Annotated in this window: 8 protein-coding genes; 2 read left to right on the forward strand and 6 right to left on the reverse strand. The window is 46.8% G+C overall.

Annotation, left to right across the window (positions count from 1 at the left end; genetic code table 11):
- The first annotated feature begins 68 nt into the window (after positions 1-68).
- A complete protein-coding gene (locus SSCH_RS15525; protein WP_052835748.1) occupies positions 69-659 on the forward strand; it encodes an MATE family efflux transporter in 591 nt (196 codons plus the stop codon).
- A gap of 11 nt (positions 660-670) precedes the next feature.
- On the opposite strand, the gene SSCH_RS15530 is transcribed toward SSCH_RS15525, so the two are convergent.
- The 6 genes from SSCH_RS15530 to SSCH_RS15550 form a co-directional block, all read right to left on the reverse strand.
- Positions 671-2,179, reverse strand: coding sequence for a B12-binding domain-containing radical SAM protein (locus SSCH_RS15530; protein WP_044666278.1), 1,509 nt, complete (start codon positions 2,177-2,179; stop codon positions 671-673).
- A gap of 363 nt (positions 2,180-2,542) precedes the next feature.
- Complete coding sequence (locus SSCH_RS15535; RefSeq protein ID WP_044666279.1) at positions 2,543-4,210, reverse strand: bifunctional diguanylate cyclase/phosphohydrolase; 1,668 nt, start codon at positions 4,208-4,210, stop codon at positions 2,543-2,545.
- 293 nt (positions 4,211-4,503) lie between these two features.
- Positions 4,504-4,635: a cyclic lactone autoinducer peptide gene (locus SSCH_RS17860; RefSeq protein ID WP_084711248.1), complete on the reverse strand. Its 132-nt coding sequence runs from the start codon at positions 4,633-4,635 to the stop codon at positions 4,504-4,506.
- 3 nt (positions 4,636-4,638) lie between these two features.
- Entirely contained in the window at positions 4,639-5,259 is a 621-nt protein-coding gene (locus tag SSCH_RS15540) for an accessory gene regulator ArgB-like protein (RefSeq protein ID WP_044666280.1), read from the reverse strand.
- Between the two features lies 1 nt (position 5,260).
- Positions 5,261-5,728 (reverse strand): hypothetical protein, encoded by a 468-nt coding sequence (locus tag SSCH_RS15545; RefSeq protein ID WP_044666281.1) that lies wholly within the window; start codon positions 5,726-5,728, stop codon positions 5,261-5,263.
- Positions 5,729-5,988: 260 nt separating this feature from the next.
- Positions 5,989-6,825, reverse strand: coding sequence for an amidohydrolase family protein (locus SSCH_RS15550; protein WP_044666282.1), 837 nt, complete (start codon positions 6,823-6,825; stop codon positions 5,989-5,991).
- A 238-nt stretch (positions 6,826-7,063) separates the two neighbouring features.
- Here SSCH_RS15550 and SSCH_RS15555 point away from each other — a divergent pair, with 238 nt between their 5' ends.
- Positions 7,064-8,065, forward strand: coding sequence for a polysaccharide deacetylase family protein (locus SSCH_RS15555; protein WP_044666283.1), 1,002 nt, complete (start codon positions 7,064-7,066; stop codon positions 8,063-8,065).
- The last annotated feature ends 324 nt before the right edge of the window (positions 8,066-8,389 follow it).

Consider the following 8,389-nt stretch of genomic DNA (forward strand, 5'->3'; position numbering starts at 1 on the left):
GTAGAGAACTTGACAGGTGGTAATTCTTAAAACTCAGCGCACCGGCAGGAAATTGAAGACGGGCCGTGATGAATCTGGGAAGACTCCTAGGCAGCTTTATGCTCTGCCGGGCTGGGAGACGAGTACCCTTTGCTGCCCATCAGGTTATCTTAACTGCAGAATCACTCTCCTATATGCCAGGTTACGGTTTTGCGGTTGCTGCTACCAGTCTTGTGGGACAGAATCTCGGTGCACGCAAACCTAAACGAGCCTACCAACATGGTATGATAGCGGCCAGGCTTGCTCTAATGGTAATGGGTGTCATTGCTCTTGTTTTTTTGGTTTTTCCCTCCGTTATCATCCGGATTTTTACCAGTGACCCACAGGTGGTGGGTCTGGGGGCTCTTTGCCTGCGCATCGCTGCAATCGAGCAGCCGGCCATTGCTCTAGAGATGGTGCTGGCCGGAGCACTGCGGGGTGCAGGGGATACACGCACCCCGGCAATGATCACTACCCTTTGTACCTGGCTGCTGCGCATACCCCTCATGTATCTTTCAATTTATGTTTTCCACTGGGGGCTTACTGCCATCTGGATCATAACTGTGATCGATTGGGTGGTACGAGCATCACTTGTTATCGTACGGTTTCGCCGCGGGAAGTGGCAGCAGATTGCCCTGTAGATTAAAGGGGATTAACTGCCGCCCTCCGGTTGTGGAAAAGAGCCGAAGATCTTTCTAAAGTGGAAACCGTAGATAGCAAAGGTGATCGCTTCTGGGAAAAAGCGCGGGTATTTGACTAATGTTTTCATGAGAAACTTCCAGTAGTGGCGCCTCCCCTTTTCTAAAATTCCAAGAATAACCATTGCCCTAAAGAGGCCTTTTACATAGCAGAAGCGCAGCATGGAGAGGCCTTTTTTCTTTGCGGGTCTGAATTCTTTGAAAAACTCCATCACGCGATCATAATAAGGCTTGGGGTCATAGATCGTTGTAACGATCTTTTTGTAGCCATTGGTCAGCTTCTGAATGTTCATTTTCGGGACAAAATTGAGAGACAGATCGGTGTTATCGCCGCTGAAATCTGTATCCGGCAGGATGCGATTCTCTTTTTTCAAGCGATCGAACAATCTGGTTCCCACAGGAGCCTTGAGTAGCCCCACCATAGCTGTGACGATCCCGCTTTTTTGAATGAAGTTAATCTGCCGGTCAAAGATAGATGGGGTATCACTGTCAAAACCCACAATAAATCCGCCGCTCACCTGGATGCCGTAGTTTTGGATCTTCTTAACAGAGGAGATCAGGTCGCGGTTGATATTATGGAACTTGTTGCACTCCTGCAGGCTTTCTTCATCCGGGGTTTCAATTCCGATAAAGACTGATGCAAAATTGGCACGCTGCATCAGCTGCAGCAGTTGATCATCATCTGCAAGGTTGATCGATGCCTCTGTAATAAACCAGAAGGGGTTGCGGTTTTTGTCCATCCACTCAATAACCGCAGGAAGGAGCTCTTTTTTCAGGCGCACCTTATTCCCGATAAAATTGTCATCGACGATAAAAACCCCGCCTCTCCAGCCGCTTTTGTAGATGGCATCCAATTCCTTGATAAATTTGTCGGTTGGTTTAAGCCGTGGTTTTCGCCCAAAGAGGGCGGTAATGTCACAGAATTCGCAGTCATAAGGGCACCCCCGGGAAAACTGGATGCTCATCGTGGAATAATCATTCATGTTGATCAGTTCCCATAAGGGGACTGGGGTGTTATCCAGTTGTGGTTTTTGATCAGTGGTGTAGATGCGGCGTGGGTATCCCTTTTCCAGATCTTCTAAAAAGGCGGCCAGGGTGATCTCTCCTTCATTGAGAACAAGGTGGTCGACTTCAGGGAACCTTTCCGGTTCTGATGTGAAGAGAGAGCCGCCTGCAATGATCTTGACACCCAATTTTCTACAGCGATCAATAACATCGTTTGTTGATTCCTGCTGGATTGACATGGCACTGATCATCACATAATCTGCCCATCTTAAGTCTTCATCCTTGAGCTTACGGACATTCATGTCTATCAGCCTTTTTTCCCACTCCTCAGGCAACATGCTCGCAATCGTCAGCAACCCCAAAGGTGGCAGGGCTGCTTTGACACCGATAAACTTGAGGGCATGTTTAAAACTCCAGAAACTGTCAGGATATTTTGGATAAACGAGTAGTGCTTTCATTCAATCACTCCCTTTGGCTGCCATTCTATCACAACTTACTAGTAAATGGAAGTCAAGATCATGCGTGGATCACGGGGACGGTTCTTCTGATCCATTCTTCTGATTCATTTTAAACCGTTTTACCAACGAATATACACCGATATTAAGAGGGGACAATGATGTGGGATGTTGAATTGAGAAGTGAGAAGTGGGAAGTGAGAAGTTGGAAGTGGGAATGGAGGTGTGTTCGGTCAAGACATGGGTAACACAAATGGTTCGGGATGAGGTCGGAAGTGGAAATGGATGTCTGATGCAGAAGGTCAGAGGTCGGAGAAAAGATAACCATTTCAATAATAAAGCAATAAAGCTAGCCTGGCCCCGGTTCTATTGTGCTGCTTTGGAAAATGCCTCATTTACAGAAAGCAGAAAAGGATTGATCAGCTGTGGGTCATAATATGTACACGCTTTTCTCCTGAGCTCCTGGCAGGCCTCAGGATAACTCAAAGCATTTTGGTAGGGGCGGTCAGAGGTCATGGCATCAAAGCTGTCAGCGATGCGCAAAATTCGGGCGAGTAAGGGTATTTCTTCTCCCTGTAAGCCGTCGGGATACCCGGTACCGTCATAGTTTTCATGGTGGGAACGGATAAGGGGGACGATCTCATGGAAGGCAGGAATGGTTTCTACCAACTGGGCACCCCAGATTGTATGTAATTTCATGGTTTCCCATTCCTGTTTGTTTAAAGAGGCAGGTTTATTTAGCAGGCTGGTTTCAATTTTTATTTTGCCGATATCATGCAGTGCGGCCCCATAGCGGAGCCGGTCCAGCTCATCCTCCGGAAGGTTCATTTTCTCTGCCATAGCCAGGGCGTATGTCATCACCCTTTCAGAGTGTCCGAAGGTATACATGTCTTTGGTGTTGATTAAGGAGATCAGTGACTGCAAGGCAGGGAAAGCCTCCTTTATTTTCAGAGCATTGATTTCACACAACACCGATTGGTAGAGGTAGTCTGTGCCTTTACTGTATTTAGCCCGGTAAAGGTCATCCTCAGCAGCCCTGATTAAGGGCAGGGCTGCATCAGTGTCATCGGGATAACCGGCTATCCCTATAGAGATGGAGAATGGCCGTACAAGATCTTTATCAGAGGGGAGGATGGACTCTGCCTCAAGGTTGATCAGCTTTTTGATGTGGTCCATTTCAGGGTGCAACTCTGTTTTATTTTTACCTGGAAAGACCAGCATAAATTCATCGCTGCCATACCGCGCCGCATAGGTGGGTTCCTGTAAAGACTTTGCCAATACAGCCCCGATGGCTGCCAGCAGTTGATCTCCCTTCTGATAGCCATAGCAGGTATTATAATATTTGAACTGGTCGATATCGAGCAGGACCAGGGATAGGGGGGTGCCGCTCTTCACTGATTTCTGCAGTGAAAGGGCGATCTTTTCCTGGAGGTATCTGTGGTTATAAAGACCGGTCAATTGGTCATAATCAGCCAGCTCTAACAGATCCTGCTGGGTTTTTCGTTCCACCTCCATAAGCCCTCCCACCAGCCAGGCTAAAATCACGGCAACCGAGGAGACGATCAGACTGGCCTGGAAAACATCTGCCGGCCAATGAAGGAATATTCTATAATCGATAAATAACATAAGTGCGCTGGCCAGCAGTGCTGCTCCCACTCCGGCTGTTTTGCCGAAAGCGGTTGTGGCAATGATCACCGGGACGACGATTAAAACCTTGGCTCCGACGAAATCCCCACTATACCAGAGGAAGGCGAGGGTCAAAGGGAGAACGATAGCCAGCAGCAGAGCCTCTTCAATGCGTGCCTGAGAGAGGATGGGGATTTTCGACAGCAGGTAGCGGGAGATGTAGAGAACAGTGAAGAGACAGAAAATAACCATTAGCAATGATATCTGGACAATATTGCTTGTGGTTGGTTCAATTTGTAGATTAAGATGTATAAATGCTATCATTAGGAAAATCAGGAGGCAGATAATATGAGTTACCAGGACATGTTCGGAAATATCCTCGATTCTTTTCTTTTCCCAGTTGCGCATTGATAATTCCCCTATCTTGAAAATAGATGTCTGAATCCGGATATCGGATGTCGGAAGTTTGCAAGAATACCTGTTGTCATTCTAGTATACTCTAATACCGATTCAACTTACATTTTCACCCGCCACTTCTTAGGTGAGTCCAATCAGACTTTGTTTTTAAAAAGGGAGTTCTCATATATGGTGTTTCAAAAGAGAATGGTTTCTATGACAGTTCAGTTGTGACAAATAAATGCCCTCCCCTATGCCGACACCCGGGTAATCCAGGGTGCCGGCATTAGAAAGGGTTCACAATATTACTTCCTCAGTGCTGTGGGTACTTCTGGTTGATGAAACAACCAAAAACAGGCTGGCTTCACACCGACTACAGCAGCTAGAGTGAGAACACTGCAACAGACAGGCAATAATCTGTGGAGAATGCGTTTCATAACTTACACCCCCTTTAAAAAAAGATGGTCCGCTATAGAGGCAAACCGGTGGCCTGTTTGAGTTAAGGTAAAGGCTTGCCACCAGGTGCCAAAGCTTACTGCCAGGACAACAGCCGGGGAGTTACCCCAGATGAGCAGGGTAATTTGCCCCAGGGTAATTAAGGCTGTAAGGGTCACAGATAAACGATTAAACTTACGGCGCTCCTGGTCGGTTGTGATCGGTTTAGCCGCGGAGTCCACCGGGGCCAAGAAGTGAAAAGCCAGCAAGGAAAAGGATGCGCCGATCAAAACTACACAAAGCAGGACAGGATGGGGCATCTGCACCGCGGCACACTCAGCGATTTTAGCCAGGAGAGGGGCGATCACCATCCCTAACAGGTTGCAGATGAGCGGTGAACTGCTGTGGGCACCACCTGATAAGAGCCGCAGGGAACCCGCAGCCAATGCCACAGCCAGGGTTGTCCAAAAGCACCCCAGTAGCCATCCTATCAGGCAGATAGTGAGAATGCCCGCCAGGCTGTATGTAATAACCTGCAAGCCGTAAAGGATGACCTCTGTTTCATCCCGGGTGAGTCCCAGCTGCTTTTGAAAATATTCCGCTGCTGATCTGGTCAGGTTCAGCATCTTAGAGCCCTCTCTTTTTGAAATTGTAATGCCTAATCCCCAGAGCCAGAAGGAGTATAAATACTTCTCCCGGGAGGGCAAAAGCCGCCCTCAAAAAGGGGTCAGCAAAGCACTCTTCATAGGTTATACCTGTCCAGTTAAATAAGGGCGTTGTATAAACCATTTCAGCCGCCACTAAGAAAGCGGTAGTTAGCAACACAGATAGGAAAATCTTGCTCAGCTGTGCTCTGGTAAAAAGCCTGGTATTAATAACAAAAGCAAAGATAAGAATAACAGTATGCACCCCGAAAGCAATCGGTAAATGCCGTACAATAAGGTTGGTCAAGGCCATCATGGATGCAATGCAGAAGATAGGCTTTGCTTCATACCTTATTTTTGCCAGGCTGAAGATTAAAAGCGTCATTACCAAACTTTCAGGGATATCCTGCAGCAAAAGAGCAATTATCTCCGGTAATATTTTTTGTGCCATTTTTTCTCCTTATGTAGTTATATTGTTAAAATCGGCAGGATTTGCTTTACTTCTACATTACTACCTTTTATTCCTGCTTTGTAAAAAATTTTATTCAAATATTTAAAAATATAGAGATAAGTCCTAGGGCTTTTGTCAGTCCCATACCGCCGAGCGTCACCAGTAGAAATAAAACAAGATAGTAAGTCCGGTTACGAACGGCCCTGCCTCGGTGTGGCACCGGTTAATTGACTCTAACATCTCCTCTTTAATTCATCTGTTTAGAGACCAAAGAAACGTGCGGCATTTTCCCCCCAGACTCCATTTTTCTCTTCTTCATTGAGGTTTGTTGCAGCCCATTCCTTGTAGTAACGAGATGGGGGTAGGAGTGGATAGTCACTGCCCAGCAGCACCTTGGGCAGTACACCCGCCAGGCGTGCGGTCTCATAAACCGCCGGATAGAAAAGGAAAGGAGAGGCTGCGGTATCATAGTAGACATGCCGTAGGGACTCCTTAACCTCAGGCATTAACTCATAGCTGAACAGTCCGCCACCCCAGTGGGCAAAGATGATTCTATTGTCTGGATTGTTGATGGCAAAGCGGTAGGCCTGTTCGGGGCCCATCTCTCCCTTGCCAGGGTAGTAGTGTCCTACCATTTCGTTGGTGTGCATCAAAATAGGCAGGCCCAATTCCCGGCACACTGCGGTGAAGGCTCCAACCTGATCCTGGTCGGAAATGTCGATCTGTACAGATGACGGGATCACCTCCCCAACACCCTTAAGGCCGGCTTCATGGCAGCGAATCAGCTCTTTTTCCATTCCCGCATCCTTTGGGGGAACGATAGCAAATCCTATGAAGCGGTCCGGATAGCGCTTTACAGTTTCAATGATGTAATCATTGGCCTCCCGCGCCATCCCCGGATCAAGACAGGAAAAGCCAAAGACCACCGACTTGTCGATCCCGGTTTTCTCCATGTTTTCCAGTACATCCTCCGCAGTGGCGAATTTAGCCTTTGGGTTGTCATGCAGCAGTTTGAAGTGGGCGTCGCGGTCAAGGTTTTTTCTGATGTCTTTAATAAAATCCGGCGCCAGGATATGAACGTGAACATCGATTTTCATAATCCCAATCTCCCTCCAATATTAATGAAAATATCAAAAAAACAAGATCATTAACAAATATTCTCTCTTCTCTTTCTAAAACCCTGCGGGTCAAAGAAGTTCAGATAGTGTATAATATAATGACAGTAATTGTATTCTTGCTACAAAAAGCCGTAATATTCTTGTCTAAACCAGCAAGGGGTAGCAAATCTGCATATCTAAGTAGATGTAGCCGGAAAACCAATTTGGGGGAGGAGCCATGCGGAAAGAACCGGTTTTGACGGGTGGCCAAAAGACTAATAGATACATGTCCTTGATTTGCATCGCCATTATTCTGATTTTATTTTTTACTGTTTTGTTGGTATGGTATTTCAACGTTTACCCGCACTGGATATCCTGGGTAGAGGCCAATATATCCAAGAAGCATTCTGCGGTCCCAAATGTGCCCATCTATTACCAGGATCAGGTTACAGTATTAATGTATCATCACGTATCCCCGGCCATGAAAGGGGAGGGGTATGTTACCCCACAGCGTTTTAATAGAGATCTGGAACTGTTAAAACTGAATGGTTTTAACTTTATTCCAGTTGAGAGATTGGCTGCTTTTACTGAAGGAGAGGTGGATGTTCCTCCCAATGCAGTTGTGGTAACATTTGATGATGGCTACGAGGATTTCTATTTACACGCCTTTCCTGTTTTGAAAAAGTACCAGGTTCCAAGTATCGTCTTTATTATCGGTGGCATGATAGGAAAGGATGGTTACCTCAACTGGGATCAGGTGCGTTCCATGGAAAGGAGTGGGCTTGTTACTATTGGCGGCCATACTTTTGATCAGCACTACCGTGTACCGGTCTCTCCAGGCAAAAAAATGCCGGCTTCTGTTGGCTGTATCTACGATCCCCAAAGCGGTTATTATGAAACCAGGGAGGAGTACTTACAGAGGATGACAGAGGACTGCCGCCTTTTGCAGGAAATTTTCATGGCCGAATTGGGGCATAGCACAGCATATTATGCCTATCCTTATGGAGCGTATTCACAGGATTACATCAATGTCCTCAAGGAGTTTGGCTACAGGAATATTTTCACTGTTTTAAGTGGGTCCAATAAAATGAAGCAAAACCCCACCCTTTATTACAGGATTAATGCCGGGACTCCGCGCATGCCCCCGGAGAAGCTGGTTGCGAGGTTAATAACCGGCGGTGCTTCTGCTGTTGTTCCTGCCAGCCAACCTGTAGATTGGTCGCCCGCTTGGGATATGTGATTGTCATCGAGTCTTCCGCTTCCCCATCTCCGGCGTATCTCGTACCCCATGGGTTGTCTGCCTCAGAACTGACGCATAGCCTCTAACTACTATGCCCGACAAGGTTTCCAGAGACTAGAAGAAATATTTTATCGAAAAAGGAACTGGACAGCGGTAATTAATTATGAGACAATAGTGTGGGTTATTATCAAAGGGGGCCTGCACTATGACAAAACAATACGACAACCAAGTCTTGGTAAGCGGCAGATATTTCACCGAACAGGAACTGACAAGATTGTTAAAGGAAATAATACGCATGTTTCCGAAACTAAGCCTTACCGAGCT

Source organism: Syntrophaceticus schinkii (assembly GCF_000946815.1).
Classification (GTDB): domain Bacteria; phylum Bacillota; class DSM-12270; order Thermacetogeniales; family Thermacetogeniaceae; genus Syntrophaceticus; species Syntrophaceticus schinkii.